The sequence below is a fragment of the Microcoleus sp. S13_C3 genome (assembly GCF_036700905.1).
In the GTDB taxonomy this organism is placed as follows: Bacteria; Cyanobacteriota; Cyanobacteriia; order Cyanobacteriales; family Microcoleaceae; genus Microcoleus.
Genome location: NZ_JAUBPT010000233.1, coordinates 7917 through 9159 on the forward strand (window position 1 = coordinate 7917; position 1243 = coordinate 9159).

The window sequence follows — 1243 nt, forward strand, 5'->3', positions numbered from 1 at the left end:
TCCTGAAAGAGGTGCTGTGAAGCCGGAGACTAAATTAGTAGATGCACCCTGATTAATTAACTCCCGACCAATTTTGGCCGGGTTTTTTTTTGAGCGATCGCCCGCCCTCGCCACAAATTATCGCAAATTCTGCCAAAGTGTCCTGAAAGAGGTGCTGTGAAGCCGGAGACTAAATTAGTAGATGCACCCTGATTAATTAACTCCCGACCAATTTTGGTTCGGGGTTTTTTTTTGAGCGATCGCCCGCCCTCGCCAAAAATTCTCCTAATTTCTGCCAAAGTGTCCTGAAAGAGGTGCTGTGAAGCCGGAGACTAAATTAGTAGATGCACCCTGATTAAATAACTCCCGACCAATTTTGGTTTGGGGTTTTTTTTTGCGGTATCGGCGGTGATGCTGAATAAAGTTTGAGGTTGTCCGGATTGCGCGGGAATTCTCAGGAAGATTAATTGGTAGATGCACCCTGATTAATTAACTCCCCGCCAATTTTGGTTTGGGGTTTTTTTTTGGCGATATCGACGGTGATGCTGAATAAAGTTTGAGGTTGTCCGGATTGCGCGGGAATTCTCAGGAAGCTTAATTGGTAGATGCACCCTGATTAATTAACTCCCCGCCAATTTTGGTTTGGGGTTTTTTTTTGGCGATCACACCCCAAACCACGAATTTCCCAAAATTTTCCCAAACTGTGCCGAACAGGTGCACCTCGAACCGGAGACTAAATTAGTAGATGCACCCTGATTAATTAACTCCCGACCAATTTTGGCCGGGTTTTTTTTGGCGATCGCACCCCAAACCAGGAATTTCCCCAAATTTTTCCAAAATGTCCCGAACAGGTGCACCTCGAACCGGAGACTAAATTAGTAGATGCACCCTGATTAATTAACTCCCGACCAATTTTGGCCGGGTTTTTTTTGGCGATCGCACCCCAAACCAGGAATTCTCCTAAATTTTCCCAAAATGTCCCGAACAGGTGCACCTCGAACCGGAGACTAAATTAGTAGATGCACCCTGATTAATTAACTCCCGACCAATTTTGGCCGGGTTTTTTTTTCGTATTGCAGTCAAAACCACAAAATTTCAATAAATCAAGAATTATCCGCGTTAATCTGCGTACATCTGCGGTTAAAAATCAAATTGATCCCGAACATCGTGCTAGCCACTGGAAAGTAAATAACTGTAGTTTAGACTAAAAAATGAGCGCAGCTAAAAGTAGCCACCTTTGAATCTCAGGCAAGCTGTTGCTCAA

General features: G+C 44.2%; 1 protein-coding gene. It reads right to left on the reverse strand.

Translation table 11 applies throughout. From position 1 onward, the window contains the following. Nucleotides 1–56: 56 nt before the first annotated feature. On the reverse strand, nucleotides 57–278 hold the full coding sequence (locus QUA16_RS34205; protein ID WP_333181705.1) for a hypothetical protein: 222 nt from the start codon (nucleotides 276–278) through the stop codon (nucleotides 57–59). Between the last annotated feature and the right edge of the window lie 965 nt (nucleotides 279–1243).